Source organism: Bradyrhizobium xenonodulans, assembly GCF_027594865.1.
GTDB classification, from domain to species: Bacteria; Pseudomonadota; Alphaproteobacteria; order Rhizobiales; family Xanthobacteraceae; genus Bradyrhizobium; species Bradyrhizobium xenonodulans.
In genome coordinates, this window is sequence record NZ_CP089391.1 from 7,022,284 (window position 1) to 7,042,445 (window position 20,162).

Sequence of the window (20,162 nt, forward strand, 5' to 3'; positions counted from 1 at the left end):
TTATTTTCCTGTAGACGGCAGTGGCGTCGTCTCGGTCCGGGTGGGCAGTATCGGATACTCAATCTTGGGCAGCTGCCCGGTCAGCGAATTCAGAAACGCGACAATATCGTTCTGTTCCTTATCGCTAAGCTTGGCGTCAAGCTGAACTTCAGCCATCACGCCGACAGCTTGCTTAAGGCTCCAAACCTGACCCGAATGGAAGTATGGCGGTCGCAACGCGACGTTGCGCAACGGTGCTGCACGAAAAACGTATTCGTCGCTGGCCACTTTTGTGACGGCGGATCTGCCTTTGTCGGCTGTCGGAAGCAAGCTTGTGCTTGGTCTTTCGACGGCGCCAAATGGAAAGTAATCCTGTCCGCCAACGTTGATTCCATTGTGACAGGAGGAGCATCCTGTTTCCATGAATAGCTTCAATCCAGCTTTCTGCTGAACGTTGAGAGCATTTGGATCGCCTTCAAGGTACTGATCGAAAGGGGCCGCGGGCGTAATGAGAACCGCTTCAAAGGCCTCGATCGACTTCGCGAAGTTGTCAAAGGTGACTGGCGATGCCTCGATTGGAAAGGCCTTTTTGAACATGACCACATAGTCGCTCATCGAGTTCAGCGTGTTGATCACATGCTCTGGAGTCGCGTTCATTTCAACACTCGCCTGCACGGGGCCCTTTGCTTGCGCCTTGAGATCCGGCGCCCGCCCATCCCAGAACTGCGCCACATTGAAGACTGCGTTATATACGGTGGGGGCCCGGCGTGGCCCTAGTTGCCAGCCGTGACCGATCGATGTCGGACCCGCATCCGCTCCGCCGGTACCTAGATTGTGACAAGTATTGCAGCTAATGATCCCGCTAGCCGAGATTCGCGGATCGAAGAACAGCATCTTACCGAGCTCGACCTTCTCGTGGGTAACCGGGTTGTCCTTCACCGCAGGAACGACCGAGGGGATCGGTTTGAACGTCCGCCTAGCAGCGTTCATCAAATCATCGTCTGCGCCTGCCTGTGACGAGACGAGTATCGCAATGGCCGCGACACACAACTTGCGTACAAGGTGGACTTCCAGGACCGCGGGCTTCTTTCTAATATGGATCATCGGTACCAGTTCTCATTGATGCTCTGGGGAATTGGAAGACATGACGCCGTGCTCGTCGCCCGTGGCGTTAACGCAGCTGCAACTCACCTGACGTTCACGCTCGAGTCGCCGCGGCAAATCATCACAATAGAGCGACGCGCTTCAGGCTTTGCTCACGCAAAGTTCTTTCGAAAAGCCGCCGATCTTTCCGAGTTGTTCGCTGGCACCAGATGCTGCCGATCTGCGCAGCGTTTGCCCGGCTCCTGCAGTTTAACCCCTGTGCTGTACTTGGCTAAACTCCATTCGCGAGCGAACGCATTCCGCCTCCCGCGAAAGCGCGTCACGTGATACCAGCGGTCGGTTATATGGCTTCCAATGGCAATATGCGCGACGTTGAGGATCATTGCAGCATTCGGCATGCTCGTCGGCGTTAGTCGGCGCCTTTTAGACGAACTGCACCACGTAGGAATTCCAGTTGGGATAACACTGGTAATGGTCCACTTCCTTCCGGTCTACGGCGCTAGGTCACGAGCGCACGTAGATCTGCAAGGAGCCGACAACCGGCTTGATGGAGACGATACCGCGCACCCGGTCCTCCACCCTTTCAGAGGACCCGGGACGCGAACAGCAAGTCTCGTACCAAATGCGGCACCCGCCGAACTCCGCGCAGAAACAAGCGCTTGAGAAGCTCGACGAGCAATTGCGGCGCATCACCCGATTGAAGCAATCGCGACCTATGTCGGACATGGGACACACGATTCGCTACAGCTGAGACATTGGTGAATATCGAACGGAGCGGCTGGCGATATCTTTGCGCGCTACAGATGTGCGCGAGCGGGGCACATACTACAGTCAACGATCCCAGCGTTCACCAAGGATATAAACACTTGCACCAGATTGCACAAATCATGCCTTGCCAACACCATGAGCCAAGTCAACAGGCTCCAGGCCGAGCAACGCAGGAAGCTGCGCTGGTTCTCTGATCGTCAAACGCATGCGCTCTGCGAGCCACCGCCGATCAACAACAATGTCCCGCGCTTTGCGGTCAGCCGCAGCGGGTGGGTTATTTGGGAGATGAAATACGCTACGCGCCGGTCAACTACCAACGATGGTGATTGATCAAAATGACAGAAGCATGTCACCTGACTGAGCTGCGGGATTGCCCAAACGACTTAGCCAACGAGAATTCGACTAAGGACGCACTGTGCGCCCGACAGGTCAACGCACCTCCAAGGAATCGGCATGCAATATCAACCAAAATCGGCTGTTATCAATCGACCTGAGCGAAGCTCAGGCTCCTCGCTTTCACAAATTCTGCGCGACGAAATCTGCTCCAACAGCGCCCTCTCATTCTTGATGGAGGCCCATGATGCGCTTTCGGGCGCGATTGCCAAGCGCGCGGGCTTCAAGAGCCTGTGGGCGTCGGGCCTCTCCATTGCCAGCTCTCTCGGCTACCGCGATGCCAACGAGGCTTCTTGGAGCCAACTCGTCGACGTGGTTGAGCGCATAGTGGACTCGACCGAATTGCCTGTGCTCGTTGACGGCGATGGCGGGTTCGGGAATTTCAACAATGCGCGCCTGCTGGCACGCAAACTCCATCAGCGTCGCGCCGCCGGGATTGCGCTGGAGGACAGCTGTTTTCCGAAAATAAACTCGTTTGTTGGCGATCGGCATCCCCTGGCCGACGTCAATGAATTTTCCGGCCGCCTGCGGGCCGTGAAAGATACAGTCGCGGACGACTTGGTCCTGGTCGCCCGGACCGAAGCGCTGATAGCCGGCCAGGGAATGGACGAGGCTATTCTGCGCGCCAGCGCTTACGCCGCGGCTGGTGCCGACGCGATCCTCATTCACTCAAGCAAGACCACCGCAGAGGAGGTCCTCTCCTTTGCCGCTGCCTGGCAACACCGTCTGCCTGTCGTGATCGTTCCGACGAAATACTATCGGACACCAGTCTCTGCATACCGTGACGCCGGTATCTCCACGGTGATCTGGGCCAACCACTCCATGCGTTCCGCAATAGCAGCAATGATGAACGTGTGCGGCCGTATTATCGCTGAGGAAAGCATTGCCGGCATTGAACCAGATATCGCGAGACTCGACGAGGTTTTTGATTTGTTGAGGTACGACGAACTCGCCGATGCGGAAATGAGATATCTCCACCTTCCCTGACTCGTTCTAGCTGCTCACTCACCGTGCTCGTCCTTGACGACCTCCTGCCCGCAACAATCGGCCACATCGACCAATGCTTCACCGCAAAGTCGATCGGAGCATTAGCTGCCCTCAACCGCCGGAGATATCGCACGATGGCCCGACTGCGCTTACTGACCGCCCGGTACGTTGCAGCCGTTTTGGGTTTCTTCCGTTCGACGATCAAGGCTAGCGTCGGCCCAAAACACTCCACTTCTCCCAAAATGACCGCGACATATCCCCTTGGCGATGAAATGGAATGAAATGGCTAACACTCCTCCTAAGAAAGCCGTCATTCTCGCAGCCGGCGTGGGCTCGAGGCTGCGTCCAATGACCGATTTACGCCCTAAGCCTCTGGTCGAGGTGAACGGCACTCCAATCCTTCACAACGCTCTTATTAACCTGCAAGCCGTCGGTGTCGACGAGGTCACGATCGTCGTGGGCTACCGGAAAGATGCCATACAATATGCCTGTGGTAATCGCTTTGGCAATATCGAAGTCAAATATGTGGAGTCCTCGGTCTTCAACCACACCGGGAGCGCCTATTCTCTTTGGCTTGCTCGCGACGCATTGCTCTCCGGCGACTGCTTTCTTCTTGAGGGCGATGTCTTCTTCGAGAAAGACGCGTTGGGCTATCTGCTGCTCGGAGAGGCGACCGATACGGCTGCGGTCGCCCCCTTCAACGAGCTGATGGAAGGATCAGCAGTTCTGCTGTCGGATAGCGGCTTTATCTCAGCTTTTCGCATGAAGCAAACTGCCGCAAATGTTCTCGCGGATGGTCCAACACTATTCAAGACAATGAACTTGCTTCGCTTCTCGGCGTCCACTCTCAGGGACCGAATCGTGCCAGCGCTGGACGATATCATCACTTCGGGAGCTAGGCGGGCGTATACGGAGGAGCTCCTTGCTTATCTTGTGGAAAGGCGCGGCTTACAACTCGCAGCGGCTCGTTGCGACGATCTCAGGTGGTATGAAATCGACAGCACCGAAGATCTGCGCATCGCGGAGCGCATTTTCAGCTAAGCGCACGATTTCATGTCCTGCCGGATGAGCTTTGGGCTCCATGCCAGCGTATCCCTGCAATCCGACGAACGCGGATAAGATCTGATAGCAAAATTCGTTCAGTGGCCGGCGTCACCTGGATCCGAAGACATACACTCTCTTCCCGCTCAGCTGATCGTCGTATCGATCTCATCCAACCGTACCTCTGTCAAATCTTCTACACGGAGCGCCTCACGGCGACTCCGAGCGCACGCAACGGTATTAACGCCTGGTATGAGCCGAGAGAGTAACGCCGTTCATGTCAGCTCTCATAACGAAGCTACGAAGCTCTCGATTAAGCGAATAACCTTAGGGCTTAGAGCCCGTTGCGATGCGTCTACAACACGCAGACGACTGCCAATGAAGCTCGAGGCAATGTAACGAATTCAAAAGACGCATTGCAATGCTGAACGCTAATTTTCGCGTCAATCCGGCCATCGATCCTAGGTCAGCCTAGGCCAGTCAACCAACTTGGGCTGCGGTCAACTACCAACGCTAGTAATTGATCTAGACGACGGAAACAGGCACTGAAGCAGACGTCGAGTTAGCCCAAACTCACCTGGAGGTATTTGCGCATGCAAGATTGCTTCAGGTCACGCCAACGGCCCGATCGACGCGCTGATATGTCGCCTACGGAAGTGTTACGGCACCATTTCCCGGGTTCTCTGGGCCGAATTGCCGTCAGTGAGACCGTACTGGCGCCGAAGCGAATAGAGCTACTTCACGATCTCGGCAATTAGCTCGCGAGGAGCACACATGCTGGCGCAACGGATGTCTTTGCTTTCAGGTTCTGGCACCGCCGCCGCCCGTGAGGCTGCCAAAGATGCAGCCTCAGCCGGCCGTCAGGTTATCGATCTTGCGGCCGGCGAAGTCATCATCGAGCCCCCATCATCGGTACGCGAGGGAGCGATTGCCGCCATCAATGCCGGGACGAACCGCTATACGGATTCCGTCGGCCTGCCGCCGCTTCGCAAGGCTGTCGCGGAAAAGCTATGCGCGGAAACGGGGATCGGCTGGAGTTCGGACGACATCGTGATCACTGCGGGCGCAAAGCAAGGGCTGCTCGACGCTGCGTTGGCCTTGTTCAATCCGGGCGATGAGGTCATCATCATTCGACCCTGCTGGCCGACATTCCATTCCCAAGTTCTTCTCGCCGGCGCGGCACCCGTGTTCGTTGATGCTCGTCCCCCGACGTATATTCCCGACATCGGCACAATCCGCGCCGCTGTCACACCGCGCACGAAAGCCATCATCATCAACTCGCCGAACAATCCTACCGGCGCGGTTTATGATCGAACGACCCTTCAAGCCATCGGCGATCTTGCGATCAACTATCAGCTTTGGATCGTCTCGGACGAATGCTACTCCAGCTTGATATTCACTGGTTCGCGCCATGAATCGATTGTCATGGCACATCCAGGCGTACGTTCACGGACCATCCTGGTCAACGCATTCTCCAAGGAGTTAGCGATAACCGGTTGGCGCTTGGGTTACTTCGCGGCTCCCCCCGAGATCGTATCCGCAGCCAAAAAGCTGCAGAGTCATACGACCTCAAATGCCAACGTGATCGCGCAGCACGCTATCCTGCACCACCTCCACACCGGTGACGGCCGCTTTGAAAGGGTGATGTATCAGCGCCTTTTTGACGCTCGTCATACTTGTCTTCGCATATTGGCTGGCCTGCAGGACGTGCCTCCGCCGGGTGCCGAGGGCACATTTTTCTTTTATCTCGATCTGAGCAGGCTCATCTCCTCTCTGCCACCTGGATCTGCCGTTCGAACCAGCGACGATGTTGCACGATTGCTTCTGGAGGAGTCCGGCGTGGGATCCGTTCCCGGCAGCGTCTTTGGTGACGTGAACGGGCTGCGTTTTTCCTTCGGTGCTCCGCCAGAGCTGCTGGAGCCGGCGCTAAAAAAGATCGTTCACACCCTGAATAGTCTTAACACCCGGCAAGCGGCCTTCTGACCGGCTAGAAGGAGCATTCTGGCGTGGGCCATTGTACATCAAGTTTTAGCGCAGCGGTGAGCTCCATTTGGCCTGCAACAGGAGCAAGGCAATGATCGGGCATCTGCGAGACTATGCAAACGCTATCACGGCTCTCGCCTACCTGTTTGCCGTCATCGGATTATTCCTGGCGTTGAACGGCAAGGTCGAGCTCGGCGTTGCCGCGATGCTTTGGACCTGGTTTCTGGACCATTGGGACGGACATGTTGCGCGCAAGACGCGCCAGCTCCGCCGCCCGGGTGTTGCGGAGTTCGGAAAGAGCTTTGATGGCTTTGCTGACTTTATTCATGGCGTCGTTTTCCCCGCTGCTATCATTATCCTCGTTGGACAAGGTACGCCCCTGTCGCTGGTCGCGAGCTTAGCGCTGGTATTGGCGGGAGCGATCAGGCTCAGTCATTTCGAAAATGCAGGACTCACGGCCGATGCGCGATTTAGCGGCATTCCGGTTTCATACGATACGCCCCTTTTAGCGATCCTGCTACTCATTCGCCCGATGCTATCGAACGATGCTTTTCCGACGATTGTTGCGGCTGCCTTCATTGTCCTCGCCGTGTTGCACGTAACCACAGCGATCCGCGTTCCGGCCATTCGTGGAACTGCGGTGCCGATCGCCACCGGCTTTGCGCTCGCTGGTTGCGTGGCACTTGTTTGGAACGCACGACCTTAAGGCACTTGTTCCGCCACAACAACTTTGCTGCTGCTATGATCAGGATGAAGATGAACACGATGCACAAGCCGACAATTCCAGTACGCGATAGATGTTTGGGCAAAGACGGACTGATCGGCCTCAATCTCAATCATCCTCCGCCTGTTCCCGGGACATTCGACCGCATTTTCGCAGACGCGCTCAAAGATGTCTTCCAGAGGACATCGCCATCAAGTCTTGTAACGACACACCGCTGGACCGGAACGGAGGACGATCGTTCCATGGGTGCCGAATTCACTGGTCGGCGGCTGGGTGCCCCGCCGAATGTCGACCGAATTGTTCTCACCCACAGCACGCAATCTGCGATTCACATGATGCTTCCCGCGCTCGTTCCAAATGGGCGGTCCTTGGTCGTCGAGCAAATGACCTACCCGCCAATCCGGACTTTTGCGCAACGCTACGGGATACCTACTATTGACGTCCTGATGGATGATAACGGCGTCGAGCCAAATTCCTTCGAAGATGTGTGCAGGAGGTCGCGGCCGGCGGCTCTCTATTTGGTTACAACCTTTCAGAACCCAACGACGATCACTATGTCGCTGAATCGCCGAATACAGATTGCCGAAATCGCCAAACGTTACGATGTGCAAGTCATCGAAGATGACGTCTATAGTCTTTTGAGCTCGACTCCGATCAAGCCGATCTCCGCGATCGCTCCGGAGAACTCTTGGTATCTCTTGGGAACAGCAAAGAGCTTCGCCGCGGGACTGAAACTGGCTTTTGTTGTCGCACCTAGTTCCTCCGATGCTTTTCGGGTGTTTTGGCCCGGAGTTCGCGCGACCTATTGGATGGCAGCACCGACAAGTGCGGCGTTGATGTCGAACTTTATAAGAAGAGGCGGCGACTTAGACATCCTGGCGGCAGTGAAAAAGGAACTTCAGTCGCGACACCAACTACTCAACGAGATTGCAGGCGATCGCCGCTACGTCGCGAACCCAGGCTGCCTTCACGTTTGGTTTCCGCTGCCTAAGTCGCATCCAAGTCAGCAGGTCGCGGACGCAATTAAGGCGGACGGCGTTCAGGTTGCAGCCAGCAGTGCGTATGCATCGGCGTCTTTCCACCCCGCGGAGGCGATCAGGGTCGGTATCGGCAACCCTGAAGCACCCGAACTGCTCGAGCTTGCGATAAAAATAGTTCGGAAACACCTTCCGTCAAGAATGAGCTAATGAACCGGCGGTGACGTGCCCATGGTGATCCATTTTGAATGGAGTTTGAAGGATGCCAATCGCAATTGCTGAAAGGCCGCTGGACGTCGTGTTGACACTTCGCCACAAGCTATTGAGGCCCGACAGAAGACCAGAGAAATTAGTGTCGCCAGCCGACGTTTCGACACTGGCCATTCACTTGACCGCGAGTGTGAATGGTCAGACCGTTGGGATGCTCTCTGCCGGTCCCGAGCGCTGCCCGTTCGATTCCTGGGATAGCAGTTGGAGATTGAGAGGCCTCGCTGTGGTTGAGTTCGCGCGACGACGGGGAGTAGCAACAGCGCTTTTGAAATCTGTAATTGTCCGGTCGCATGCTAAGGGAGCTCGTGCGCTTTGGGGCATGACAAGAATCGCCGCGGTGCCCGTACATACTCGGCTCGGTTTTGAAACAATTGGCACGCAATACGAAGTTCCGCCTGCCGGCCCGCATTGTTCAACTTTTGTAAGATTGACGGATGAACTGGTGTCGTCGCTTTCAGATCGGCAAGAAGCTGCAAATGGCGCGCGACGAAGTGACGGCAGGCGCCGTGCCTAAGATCGCTGCCGGCATGACAGGCGCGCCCCCGCGTTATCCAAAGGGTCATACTACGCGCAGAGGAAATTAGCATGAAATCCAGCATTCCAATGACAGCCATATATTCGGGTGTAGCCGACCTGTATCAGCTCTCACGACCAGAATATCCGATTCAGGCGGCAACTCTGGTTGCTGATCGGGTCGATAGCCAACTCGGCGACAAGTACTGGGTTGATGTAGGGTCAGGCACCGGAAAGTTTACGCGTCCACTCGCTCATTTTATTGGCGATAAATGCAGGATATTTGGTGTTGAACCAAACGAAGATATGATAGCAGAGGCAAATAAGGCAGATAACAAAGAGATCACATATCTAAAATCTCCTGCTGAGACGCTGCCTTTTGCTCGTAACTCAGCCGCGGTAGTGAGCGCCGCCGCCTCTGCGCAACTCTTCGATCGACCTCGCTATTATAAGGAGGTCGAGCGAATTCTAGCATCGAGCGGCGTTATCGCCTTCATTTATAATCACGGGCGCTTTTCGGAGAGCGAGTTTCTATCCGCGTATCAGAATTTATATGAAGCTAATGTGCCGGGCTATCGACGCGGAACGTTTGCGAATCGGCACGGCACATTCTCGGAGGTGCATTTTGCCGAAGAACTCGCCGCTCTATCTACCTTTGAGCAAATCGAAGAAGAGTGCATCGAATGGACGCACTTCTATGACCGTCAAAGCATTGAGGCGAGGTTCACATCGACAATCCATTTCCAGCATGCTTTCAAGAATCGAGCACGAGACGAGCTTATTCGCGAGCTGCACACTTTAATCGACAAGTACATAGGTTCGGATGGAAGGTTGGAATTTCCGTTTACGACATTTGTCGTAAGTGCGACCAAAGTATAGATCAGTCTTTGGCCGATTATTGGGGTGCAGTGACAATAGCACAGGATGATGCGATGGAGAAACGCCGAGAAAGCCAACTGTCGTCAGAGGTTGATCTCCATTCCGAGGGAAAGGCTCATGGTTATCTACGCGTTCCGTTTTCCAGCAACAGTGCCGGATTTGGTTGGATACCCGTTCCCATCGCAGTAGTAAAAAATGGGGAAGGCCCCAGCGTTTTGCTGATGGCAGGCAGTCATGGGGATGAATATGAGGGACAAGTCTTACTCATGAATCTGCTACGCAGCATCACGACGGATAACATCCAAGGCCGGCTGATAATCCTTCCAGGCGTGAACGCTCCGGCTGTCGCCGCTGGGACTCGGGTATCTCCGATTGACGACGGCAACCTTAACCGTCTTTTTCCCGGGGACGCAAACGGTACGCCGACCGAGATGGTTGCTCACTACATCGATAGCGTCTTACTACCGCAAGTTCGTTACTGCTTTGATTTTCATTCGGGCGGCTATTCCTGCGAGTATATTCCAGCCGCTCATCTGGTTGCGCCTGATGTGCCGGATCTGCGCGACGAGGCGATTGGCTTCTTGAAAGCATTCGCGATGCCAAACAGCATCCTGATAGAGGGTCTAAAGGGCGGGGAGCAGCGCCTACTTGGTTCATGCCGTCGGCTAGGAGTGGGCCACATGTCGACTGAGCTGGGAGGCGCAGGAGTATTCTCTCTCGATATCTTTCGCGCCGCGGAACGCGGCTTGCCGCGACTACTTCGTCATGTAGGCGTTTTGAAGAGCAATGGTGAAGAGGAGTCCGCTCCCACTTCGACTTTTTATCTTCGCCAGGCAGGAACCGGTATGGTGTATGCTACTGCAACCGGTGTTTTGGAGGCTCGTTGTAAACTCGGAGAAGACGTGACCGCTGGTGAGGTTGCTGGTGTCGTGCATTTTACAGAAACGCCATGGCGTGAGCCCGAGGTTATCAGATTCAAGCAAGACGGCACCATAATTAACAAGAGATCACCTGCCCGAACAAAAATTGGCGATAATCTTTTTGCTCTTGGGACGAGAATTGAGATCTAGAGCGTATGATGACCCGTTGCGTTCTTCGTTCATCGACTTTGTTTGGCGCCTATCAGCCGCGATCAACGGCGAGATGACTCTGGCCCAGGCGGCTGAATACTTCGACAGTCATCCGGACCGAATCACAAAGTGGAAGTCCCAGCTTCAGCTTCAAGAAGCGGCCGCGGGTGTTCGGTGCGGATGAGATGAACGATGTCGATCCGCTCACCCACCTGAGTGATGTCCTCACCAGGATGGTCAATGGCCACCCGCACAGCGAGATCGACGACCTGCTTCCGTGGGCCTACGGCCGTCACAGAAAGCTGTGACCCAAGATCGACACTTTCGGTGGCTGCGCTGGAAGTCCCGACATGGTAGCGCTCGCCGGCTGCAGACCCCCTTTCGTCATCTGCCTCGAGTTTAACAGCTTGAAGCTGCGCCCCGGAGCGATCGAGCTCCGCCGTGGGTTGCTGGAACCGGGAAATCGCTCGCGGCATTGAGGATCCTAGAAAGGGGGCAGTAGTGATTGCCAGCCTAAGAGAGCCCCTGCCTGTGTCTTCAGATGCTCTCCGTCACGCGTGTCAGCTTTGTGCCATTCCGCTTTCAATGTAGCTGATGTCGCCTAGCGCCACCCTTCGAAGAACCTGTTTGTAGCCGCCAAGCCGCGCCTCGAAGACCTCTCTACGAATGGCGACCTCTGGCGTCGATGCTGGCCGTAGAAGGTCGCCAAGCACCCGCCCACTCATCGTCTTTGGTGCGTCGATTTCAAGCAAATAGAGGATCGTCGGTGCCACGTCGCAGATCCCCGACGGCAACAAAGATAGCGATCCGATGTCCGGAAAAGCTGATCCTGCGACAATGCCCACCGCTGCGAGTTCTTTGGGATGCAATCCGCCATGAAGGCCGAGGCCTGGTAGACGATTATTATCATAGAAGGTGCCGCCTACGAGGCCGAAGGGATCGATGATATCGTGAGCCCGAAAGGAAAAGGATACGTCCGGCGCCCGCACATGATCGGCGAAGACGAGGCGGTTTGAGAGGCTCCCGGGCGCGATGCCGTTGACCTCGTCCTTCGCACGTGTGAACACAGGCCCGCACCATGGCTCGGACGTAATGGTCGCAACGAGCCGGGCAACCTTCGCCTCATCGGAATCGGCAAGATAGAGAGCGCCGGCCTGCCCAGGCACGACTACCACGTCAACGTTGGCAGCGGGCGCGACGCCAGGGTTGAAGCCGGCCCCACGCAGGCTATCCGCAACCGAGATACGCGTATGGCCGCTGATGTGGCCATGATCAGAGATCGCGAAAATCTGCACGTCTTCCTGCCTTCCCTCGGCTTCCCACCAATCGAGCACACGGCCGAACTGGCGATCGCAGTAGGTAATGATGGATCGAGTTGCTTCGGCTCCCGTACCGTGAAAGTGCGAGGTTGTGTCCGGCTCGCCGTAGGAAAGAATCGTGACATCGGGCTGGTATTTCGGCCATATAACATCCAAGAAGGCCGAGGTAATCCAATCCTGCCCGGCCCGGTCCGGCTCGGTCTTAGGAGGGGCAGGAGGAAGTGGCCCGATGCGTGCTTCGATTTCCCCCAGAATATCGTCTGGCGTACAGACCTCACGGAAATGCCCGGACAGACGAATATGACCGAAATCCTCGGCGTTGTGGTGAAAAAGCCGCGTTGTTCCAGGTGTATTCGTGGCAAGCACCGCGACGCTGCGACCGCCGGCGGCCAATATCTCGCCTAGTGAGGGTACTGAATAAAGTTTACCGCCGGTCTCGATGTCAAGTTGGCGCAGGAGTCTAGCATCCGAGGTGTCGATCGCGCGAGGCGGCTTGGACGCTCGGTCCACATATTCATTGCTGACCATACCATGGCAGCCGGTTGTGGCGCCAGTAACGAGGCTGGGAAACGCCGATCGTGTCTCGGAAGGGTAAACGGTGCCATGATTTGCTAGTGTTACACCTAGCTTTCGCAAGCTCCAAAGGTTCGGTGTCAGTTTCGACGTCACCAGATCGGGACGCAAACCGTCGAAGCTAACGATCAAGAAGCGTTTTGTTTTATTCATAGCGCTCGTCTTCGAAAGAACGCAGATGCGACTCTGTTTTTCAGATCTGCAATAATTTCAGGATGTGTAGTTGCATAGATCCACTGTAGCGGCTGTCTTGGAAGCTAGATTGGTAAGTCAGTCGGGTTTATCCTTCGCCCATCGCGAAAGACGAAACGAATGTCACTGAACGCCTCCGGAGCGCTTAATGGGTTACTCCCAAGCACGACCAAATCGGCTAGCTTCCCCTCTTCGATAGTCCCAACTCTATCTGCAATGTTCAGTAACTCAGCGCCGTTCCGCGTTGCGAGCACCAAGCACTCGGACAAAGAAAGTCCGAGTTCATACAAGCCTCGCATTTCGTCAACGAGATTGCCGAAATTGTCTGAGCCATACGCCATCTTTACGCCAAGTGAGTGAGCCGCTCGGACTGACTTGTCATGATACGGGCGCATCAACGCGCCGTGGCGCATGGGACCAGGACCTCGACCCCAATCATTGCACTTCTCGCGAAAACTGCTCAGCGTCGGCACGAGCCAAACTCCCGCACGCGCCATCCTCTCTGCGGTAGGTTCGTCGAGCATGACACCGTGTTCTATAGTGTCGACGCCTGCGTTTAGGGCATTTTCGATCGACTCATTGCAGACTGCATGGACCATGCATCGTTTGCCGTGATGGTGGGCAATGGCGAAAGCCTCGCGCATAATTTCCATACTCATATTGACGGCGCTGATCGGCTCGCCTTCAGCTCTGCTCCATTCGATACTGGCCATACATTTGACCCAATCGACGTTGCGCTTAATCATCGCGCCTACCGCTTTGCGGACCTCAACAATAGAGTCGACCTCCAGAAACAGCTGGTGGACATATCCCCCGGTTACTGTCAGGCCCTGGCTGACCGCCTGTATTCTTGGGCCGACAAAAATATCTCCCTTGAAGGCATCTCGGATGTCTACGCCTAAATAACCCATAGAACCAGCATCGCGGATTGTCGTTATGCCTTCAGAGAGACTTGAGATTGCGTTGCGAATGCCAAGGAATTTTTGAATATCGGGGTTTGCTCGAGCGTAATCGGCGGCCGTACCCTTCTGACGTTTGTTGAAAACATGCTCGTGAACATTGATGAACCCCGGTGTGAGATACAGACCAGAGAGGTCCAGAATATCCGCATCGGGCGCAGTTCGGCCGAGTAAGTCCCGGCGCCCTACTCCGCTGATCTTGTGACCGTCCAAGAGAACGGCCTCATCCAGACGCGGCGGACCTCCCCTTCCATCAATGATTGTGGCGCCAATAAGCAGCCTCTGGCCTTTCATCAGACTGATTCCCCCTGAACCAAGATTAGATAGCATCCTGTCTATGTAATGCCGGACTAACTTTGCCGATTGGTGTACGACCGAGGCCTCGATCAGCCACGTGCGGCGCCGACCGGATGAACCGTTTGGCTCCAACTCTGCACAACAACAAGGCCCGCTCGTAAAACTAGGGAAGAAGCTTCTTCACGCTGTTCGACATGGCGGAGAGCGCTTCGTCGACGCCAGCTTTGTTGATGGCAACATCGCGTGTGTGGTCACGGATTGCATCGACAATTCTTGGTGCATTGTCGCCAGGGAACGCATACCATCCTGTTACAAAGGGCAGCGCGCCAACCGCAATTTGCTCGTTGGGATGGTCATTGTAATATTTTCCCAGATACTCCGGCTGCTTGATCGCGATCGTGTTCGCTGGCGTCGAGCTCAGCATCTGCACCAACAGAGTTTGAATCTTGGGCGTTGTCATGAATTTCATGTACTGCCACACAATCTTCTGCTTTTTGGGATCGGTGGTGTACATCATGATGCCGCGACCACCGATAGGAACCCTACCCTCGGGTGCGACTAAGGGCCATTTCATGGTCTGAATTTCAAACCGACCTTTAGAGTCTTCCTCGAACTTGGCTAAGAAGGTGTTGGATTGCGTGATCATGCCCATCTGACCGGCGGAGAAGGCTTGAAATGCCTGATCTTGGCTCATGTCGATCATGCCGGTCTGGCCGATCCGACGAATGATATCGAGCGCTCGGCGCCCTTTCGAATCGTTGAACTCAATCTTGGTGTCATCTTCATTCATCAAATGACCGCCCAGGCCGGTAACCATCGCTTGGTACGTCCAGTTGCCACTTGCGTTATAATCAAAGAATCCACCGATTATGTTGTTGCCGAGGCCGTGGATTTTAACCGCGAGCTCAATGATGCCGTCCCAGTCCGGCGGAAGATGGTCGGGGTCGCCACCGGCGCGACGAACGAGATCCTTATTGAAGAATAGCGTTGGCGTAGAGCTCTCAAGCGGTAAAGCATAAGTAGCTCCCCGAACCTTGGTAGCCTCCATTGAGGCGGGCGTCAGCCCGCTCTCAGCCCAGTCTTTTTCGTCAGCGATGAAGCGATCCAACGGTACTGCCAGACCCCGCCGCGCCATGATAGCCACATGGGAATAACCGTTGAAGGAGACGTCTGGAAGTTCGCCGGTGACCGCCAGCCTGAACGTGCGCGTGAGGTGTTCGCCTTCCGTCGCGACCGGCGGTAAGGTAGTGATGTGGGCCTCTGGGTTCTCCGCCTCGAAAAGGCGGGCAGTCGTTTCAAAGAAGTCCTTGTAGCGGGCGTTGTTGTAGGAAAGCGTCAAAACTCTCGAATCACTCGCCGACGCGGGCGCTGGCGCCACTGCAGAAGCAAACGTGATACTTAAACCCAGCAGGCTAGCTATAGACATTCGAGGCAGCGTCATCGGCTTCATGATGAGTCCCGTGCGTTTCATGGTCCTGAATAGGATTGTGGCCAACCGGAAGGGCTTAGAGCGGGATCTTTGCTTCCGTTTGTATACTCGCGGCGACGGTGCGAACTGCTTCGGCGAGAACGTCATGAGAGCGGACGTAGCCGAGGCATATGCGAATCGCTTCCGGCTGAATCTCATCCGGGGGTGCGTAAGGAGCGCCGCCAGATATCGCTATTCCAAGACTTCGAACGCGGCCGATCATCCGCTCGGCTGACAAGCCTGTCGGCAAGCGGACCCACAAATGAAGCGCGCCATCGGCAACTGATGTATCGAGGTGCGAGACCAAAGGCCGTACCACAGTATATCGCCGCCGCATTTCGTCTCGCACAGCATCAATGATGCGCCAAGTTCCGCCATTTTCTATGAGTTGCGTACTGACGGCGGCATTGATTGGGGCGGCCATCCAGAAGGTCGACCTCACGCCCGGCCAAAAATACGTGTCAGAGAACGTCTCGCTCGGCGTGACGACGTAGGCGACCTTAAGCCCCGAGGCGACACTCTTGGCTGTGCCCAGCATGTACCAGCCACGTTCAGGCGCCAATGCAGATAACGGAGGTAGCTGAGCCTCGGGAAGCAGACTGTAAATGTCATCTTCAATAATCTGCAGATCGTATTTCCGAGCGACGGCGACGATCGCTGCGCGGCGATCTAACGACATCGTTACGGTCGTTGGATTCTGCAGCGTTGACATCGCATACATCGCCTTGGGCCGCTTTCGACGGCATAGACTCTCCAGAGCATCTGGCAGCATCCCCTCGCCGTCCATGGCAACGCCATGCGGAACAAAGCCAAATCGCTTGGATAGTACCAACACCGATGGATAGGTTAGGTCTTCCACGGCCAAGACTTCGCCGCGACCAACGAGCCCTCCCATCAACATGTTGAAAGCGCTTTGCGTGCCGTTGGTCAACACTACACGGCCCACTTCAGGAATTGCACCTAAACGTCTGCCCGCGAAAAAGGCTCCGGCGGCACGATCGGCGTCTGTTCCCTTCCACCGATGGGCCCCTACCATTTCGCTCGGTGTAAAGCGAGCCATCACGGCGTCAAGCGCGGCGCGATACTCAGGATCGAAGACTGCCGGCACCACAGGCGGGTGAGTACGGCTCATCTCTATAACCAAAGGGTCATGTTCGGACTGAAGATTGTTGCTCGTTTGGCAGTGCCGTCGTTGCATGTTTGGCATGAATTGGATCCTTCGAGTCGAGAGGAAAGGAGAACAAGCTGGCCGCTAGTTTTTAGGGATATTCATTCGCTACTTGACGGCACCTCGTGTCATCCCCTCGACGAACCAATTTTGTGCGGCGAGAAAGGCCAGGATCATGGGAAGCACAACGAGAGTTGCCGCGGCCATGAGGGGGCCGTAGTCATTGCCGAACTCAACGGTCCTGAAAACCATGACGCCGAGCGGCGGCGGCATAAGGCTTTCGGAACGCACCGCGATCAGTGGCCAGAACAGGTCGTTCCAGTGGCTGACCACCGAGAAGATAGAAAAGGCGACGATCGCTGGGAGCGCCATTGGCACCATGATCTTCCAGACGATGGTTAGCTCCGAGAGACCGTCGAGGCGCGCCGCGTGGACCACGTCGTCGGGAATGGTCTTGAAGAATTGCCGGAACAGGAAGATGCCGAAGGGTGAGACCACATACGGGAAGACCAGGGCCACATAAGTGTTGAGGACGCCGAGCTGGTAACCGAGGATGAAGAGGGGCAGTGACAGCACCTGTTGCGGCAGGAGCAGGCCGACCAGCACTAGGCGGAAGAGTAGGTCGCGGCCGGGAAAGCGGAGCTTGGCGAACGCATAGGCACAAGGGGCGCAGACAAGAATTTGTAGCGCCAGGATCATCGCGCAGACTATGAGCCCGTTACCCATGTAGCGCGGCAGCGGCGCTTGCGTTAGCGCCGTCGTGTAGTTCTCGACTCCGTAGAACTGGGTGGGCCAAAAGGAGAAGCTTGTGCGGAAGATCTCTCCAGGCGGCTTGATCGACAGGGAGATCATCCACACGAAGGGGACGAGCATTAGGGCGCCGCTGACGAGCAGGACGGCGTGGCGAAGAATAGCAGCCTGAGACAACGGGCCCTTCGGATCTCTGTTGGAGCTCATTGGTAGTGCACCTTCCTGTCAATGAGCTGGACCTGAATGAGAGTGAGTGTTAGGACGATGCCGAGAAAGACGACGGCAACGGCGGCGCCATAACCGGCACGTAAATACTCGAAGCTCTCGCGGTAGAGGGTGAAGAGCAGTGCTTCGGAAGCGTGATCGGGCCCGCCCTGGGTGAGGATTTGGATAGTATCGAAGGTCTCGAACGCTCTCAGCGCCACGATAATAACCACGAACATCAAGACCGGCCCGAGCATGGGCAGGGTGACGGTGCGCAGCCGGTCGAGCCAGAGATCCGCGCCGTCAACGTCGGCCGCATCGTAGAGGTCTTGCGGAATGCTTTTGAGGCCGGCAAGAAAGAGAACCATGGCAAAGCCGAGATTCTGCCAAATACCGATGACGGCGAGCACCGGAAGCGCGGTATTCGCATCGCGTAGCCAGTTGGCAGTCGGCAGTCCGACAGCGGACAGCGTCTGGTTGACAAGGCCAATCGTGGGATGCAAGAGCGCCTCCCAAGCGATTGCCATGGCCGATAGCGTCGCCATAAAAGGTAGGAAGTGAACGGCACGGTAAAAGGAGCGACAGGATTTTCCGCTTTCGATTAGAATCGCGATTAGAAGACCGAGGACGACGGTGCCCGGCACGACGATCAGAACGTAGGCGACGGTGTTGACGAGCGAGACCCGGAACCCCTCGTCGGCGAAGATCTCGCGGAAGTTAGAAAGCCCCACGAAGGACAGCGTCCGCGCACCGAACTGCCAGTCGGTGAGCGCGATGACGAAGACGCTGATCGCCGGCAAGAAGAACAGGACAAGCAGAAAGATAATCGCCGGTCCGGCCAGCGTCCAAGCGGCCACCGCCTCCGTAAAAGCTCGCCTGCTCGCGGGTGAGATGACGGGAGATGGCAACGTTCGAACGCCACCGCCTGCGGTGGGATCGCTGGACAAGGTAAAACGCTGGGTCATCGAATACTCTCACGGATCGGCGTGATCGACGCCCTACCAGATTGCGCTTCCCGGCGCAGACGACGTCCGTCGCGGGTAAAGAGCAGCACGCGTTCTGGTCTGACGCCGATATTGAGGGTCTGGCCGAGGACGATCTGCGGCGCCCGTTCGGCGAGGAGCCTTGCGATCAACGGATGCTCGGCGCCTGGCAGATCGAGATGCACGAAGAGATCAGAGCCCATGTGCTCGATCATGCGCACGGAACCAGTCAGCGCGCTCTGCCCTCCGTGCTCGGCGAGATGAAAAGCCTCAGGGCGAATGCCGAGCGTCAAATGTGTACCGGCAAGCGCATCGGCCTCGATCGCGAGCGTCGATCCGGCCACATCGATGAACCCGCGTTCGCGCACCACGCCATCAAGCATGTTGATTTTAGGCGAACCGATGAATTCGGCCACGCGCCGCTCGTCAGGATCGGCATAGATGGTTTGCGGCGGAGCCACCTGCAACAACTCGCCGTCGAGCATCACCGCGACCCGGTCCGACAGCGTCATGGCCTCGGCCTGGTCATGGGTGACATAGACGAACGTGACTCCGAGCCGCTTGTGCAGCTCCTTGATCTCGGCGCGCATCTGCACGCGCAGCTTGGCATCAAGGTTGGACAGCGGCTCGTCCATCAGGAACACAGCCGGATGACGCACCATAGCCCGGCCGACCGCCACGCGTTGGCGCTGGCCACCGGAGAGCTGCCCGGGCTTGCGGGCCAACAGGTGGCCGATGCCGAGAGATTTGGCCGTGCGCGTGACCTCCAGCTCGATATCGGCAGCGATTTGCGATGTTCCTGGCAGTAGGCGCCCGAAAAAAGGAAACCTCTGGAAGGCTGAGAGCCGGCGCATCCGGAGAGGCAGCGCCATGTTGGAGGCAACCGTCATGTGGGGATATAGCGCATAGGACTGGAAGACCATGGCCACGTCGCGGCGCTTTGGCCTGGCGTCGTCCACCACCCGCTCACCAATCCGGACCGAGCCTGCATCCTGCACCTCGAGCCCTGCGAGGACACGCAATAACGTCGACTTCCCACAACCCGATGGCCCCAACAGCGTCAGGAACTCACCATCCGCTATCGAGAGCGAAACACCACGCAATACCGGTGTCGAGCCGTAACTTCTTCGAATGCTATCGATTGATACGGATACCATAGCGATCATTTCCACTCACTGTGAAGCCTTTGCAGAGCATGGCAGTGAAATCGCGAGCTCGTTTGAGCATGTTCGCTGACATGCGCGGCTTTAAAGCCTCGAATTACTACTGCTGGATGACACCCATCGAATAAGTCGATGCAAACCCTGTGCGAATGTGATGATGCGTGGTGACTCGAGACGCTGGAAGAGCACGAAGAGCTTCCATTGGAGTACCGCGTGCATGTGGCAACCGCAGCTGCAACACGTCCGCACACCTGTCTATTGAGATGCATGAGACCTCGGTCAACGGTCCGATTGCAACGCCCGAAGAGATGACGAACGATTCAAGCTCTGCTGTTGCATCTATGGGCGAACTTCTCCAACTCGCCGCGGTCGAAGAAGGGCAATATGTTCGATGAGCT

17 protein-coding genes and 2 pseudogenes are annotated in these 20,162 nt (G+C 56.3%); 9 read left to right on the forward strand and 10 right to left on the reverse strand.

Annotation, left to right across the window (positions count from 1 at the left end; translation table 11 throughout):
* Window positions 1-1,083 (reverse strand): cytochrome-c peroxidase, encoded by a 1,083-nt coding sequence (locus I3J27_RS33320; RefSeq protein ID WP_270163116.1) that lies wholly within the window; start codon window positions 1,081-1,083, stop codon window positions 1-3.
* Between the two features lie 152 nt (window positions 1,084-1,235).
* A complete protein-coding gene (locus I3J27_RS33325; protein WP_270163117.1) occupies window positions 1,236-1,466 on the reverse strand; it encodes a hypothetical protein in 231 nt (76 codons plus the stop codon).
* Window positions 1,467-2,304: 838 nt separating this feature from the next.
* Between I3J27_RS33325 and aepX the strand changes: the two genes are divergently transcribed.
* From aepX to I3J27_RS33365, 9 genes and pseudogenes are all read left to right on the forward strand, one after another.
* Window positions 2,305-3,231 carry a phosphoenolpyruvate mutase gene (aepX, locus tag I3J27_RS33330; protein WP_270163118.1) on the forward strand — a complete coding sequence of 309 codons (927 nt, stop codon included), beginning with the start codon at window positions 2,305-2,307 and terminating at the stop codon, window positions 3,229-3,231.
* Between the two features lie 267 nt (window positions 3,232-3,498).
* On the forward strand, window positions 3,499-4,272 hold the full coding sequence (locus I3J27_RS33335; RefSeq protein ID WP_270172938.1) for a phosphocholine cytidylyltransferase family protein: 774 nt from the start codon (window positions 3,499-3,501) through the stop codon (window positions 4,270-4,272).
* A gap of 774 nt (window positions 4,273-5,046) precedes the next feature.
* Window positions 5,047-6,255, forward strand: coding sequence for a pyridoxal phosphate-dependent aminotransferase (locus tag I3J27_RS33340; protein ID WP_270163119.1), 1,209 nt, complete (start codon window positions 5,047-5,049; stop codon window positions 6,253-6,255).
* A gap of 91 nt (window positions 6,256-6,346) precedes the next feature.
* On the forward strand, window positions 6,347-6,961 hold the full coding sequence (locus I3J27_RS33345; protein WP_270163120.1) for a CDP-alcohol phosphatidyltransferase family protein: 615 nt from the start codon (window positions 6,347-6,349) through the stop codon (window positions 6,959-6,961).
* Between the two features lie 50 nt (window positions 6,962-7,011).
* Window positions 7,012-8,166, forward strand: coding sequence for an aminotransferase-like domain-containing protein (locus tag I3J27_RS33350; RefSeq protein WP_270163121.1), 1,155 nt, complete (start codon window positions 7,012-7,014; stop codon window positions 8,164-8,166).
* Between the two features lie 211 nt (window positions 8,167-8,377).
* Window positions 8,378-8,740, forward strand: coding sequence for a GNAT family N-acetyltransferase (locus I3J27_RS39260; protein ID WP_370691995.1), 363 nt, complete (start codon window positions 8,378-8,380; stop codon window positions 8,738-8,740).
* Between the two features lie 71 nt (window positions 8,741-8,811).
* Window positions 8,812-9,618, forward strand: coding sequence for a class I SAM-dependent methyltransferase (locus tag I3J27_RS33355; protein WP_270163122.1), 807 nt, complete (start codon window positions 8,812-8,814; stop codon window positions 9,616-9,618).
* Between the two features lie 53 nt (window positions 9,619-9,671).
* On the forward strand, window positions 9,672-10,688 hold the full coding sequence (locus I3J27_RS33360) for a succinylglutamate desuccinylase/aspartoacylase family protein (RefSeq protein ID WP_270163123.1): 1,017 nt from the start codon (window positions 9,672-9,674) through the stop codon (window positions 10,686-10,688).
* A gap of 182 nt (window positions 10,689-10,870) precedes the next feature.
* Window positions 10,871-10,996, forward strand: a pseudogene (locus I3J27_RS33365) (transposase domain-containing protein); the annotation flags it as partial.
* Window positions 10,997-11,248: 252 nt separating this feature from the next.
* Here I3J27_RS33365 and I3J27_RS33370 read toward each other — a convergent pair.
* From I3J27_RS33370 to I3J27_RS39355, 8 genes and pseudogenes are all read right to left on the reverse strand, one after another.
* Window positions 11,249-12,733 (reverse strand): alkaline phosphatase family protein, encoded by a 1,485-nt coding sequence (locus I3J27_RS33370; protein ID WP_270163124.1) that lies wholly within the window; start codon window positions 12,731-12,733, stop codon window positions 11,249-11,251.
* A gap of 104 nt (window positions 12,734-12,837) precedes the next feature.
* Window positions 12,838-14,025: an amidohydrolase family protein gene (locus I3J27_RS33375; protein WP_270163125.1), complete on the reverse strand. Its 1,188-nt coding sequence runs from the start codon at window positions 14,023-14,025 to the stop codon at window positions 12,838-12,840.
* 166 nt (window positions 14,026-14,191) lie between these two features.
* Complete coding sequence (locus I3J27_RS33380; protein WP_270163126.1) at window positions 14,192-15,478, reverse strand: extracellular solute-binding protein; 1,287 nt, start codon at window positions 15,476-15,478, stop codon at window positions 14,192-14,194.
* Between the two features lie 55 nt (window positions 15,479-15,533).
* Complete coding sequence (locus tag I3J27_RS33385) at window positions 15,534-16,703, reverse strand: aminotransferase-like domain-containing protein (protein WP_270163127.1); 1,170 nt, start codon at window positions 16,701-16,703, stop codon at window positions 15,534-15,536.
* A gap of 69 nt (window positions 16,704-16,772) precedes the next feature.
* On the reverse strand, window positions 16,773-17,621 hold the full coding sequence (locus I3J27_RS33390; RefSeq protein ID WP_270163128.1) for a carbohydrate ABC transporter permease: 849 nt from the start codon (window positions 17,619-17,621) through the stop codon (window positions 16,773-16,775).
* Window positions 17,618-18,583: a carbohydrate ABC transporter permease gene (locus I3J27_RS33395; RefSeq protein WP_270163129.1), complete on the reverse strand. Its 966-nt coding sequence runs from the start codon at window positions 18,581-18,583 to the stop codon at window positions 17,618-17,620. The genes I3J27_RS33390 and I3J27_RS33395 overlap by 4 nt, the downstream gene beginning before the upstream one ends.
* Window positions 18,580-19,263, reverse strand: a complete 684-nt coding sequence (locus I3J27_RS39350) for an ABC transporter ATP-binding protein (protein WP_441467297.1) — start codon at window positions 19,261-19,263, stop codon at window positions 18,580-18,582. Before I3J27_RS39350 ends, I3J27_RS33395 begins: the two co-directional genes overlap by 4 nt.
* Window positions 19,264-19,281: 18 nt before the next feature.
* Window positions 19,282-19,692: pseudogene (locus tag I3J27_RS39355) on the reverse strand (ATP-binding cassette domain-containing protein); the annotation flags it as partial.
* Window positions 19,693-20,162: the final 470 nt, after the last annotated feature.